This is a genomic window from Massilia sp. CT11-108 (assembly GCF_047302915.1).
Taxonomy (GTDB): Bacteria; Pseudomonadota; Gammaproteobacteria; order Burkholderiales; family Burkholderiaceae_D; genus Telluria; species Telluria orientalis.
Genome location: NZ_JBKYMO010001438.1, coordinates 1 through 296 on the forward strand (window position 1 = coordinate 1; position 296 = coordinate 296).

The following is a 296-nucleotide window of genomic DNA, read 5'->3' on the forward strand; positions in this document are numbered from 1 at the left end:
ACGCTCTGGCCGGCCTGCCGCTCGCGATCGGTGTCGCGCTGGCGGAAACGCTCGGCCAACTCGGCCAGAGCGTGCAGCTGAAATGGCCGAACGACGTGCTCAAGGACGGCGACAAGCTGGCCGGCATCCTCGTCGAGACGCAGGTGGCGGCGGACGGCGCCGCGTGGACCGTCGTCGGCATCGGCGTGAACCTCGTGATGCCGGACGCACTCGAAGACAGGATCGGCCGCAGCGCCGCCGCGATGCCGTGGCTCGCGCGCATGGACCGCGACGCGCTGATGGCCATGCTGCTCGAC

The 296-nt window shown here is 70.9% G+C and carries 1 protein-coding gene; it reads left to right on the forward strand.

All coding sequences use genetic code 11. The features are described 5' to 3' along the window. A partial coding sequence (locus tag ACEN88_RS35170; RefSeq protein WP_413347050.1) for a biotin--[acetyl-CoA-carboxylase] ligase occupies nt 1-296 on the forward strand: 296 nt, incomplete at both ends.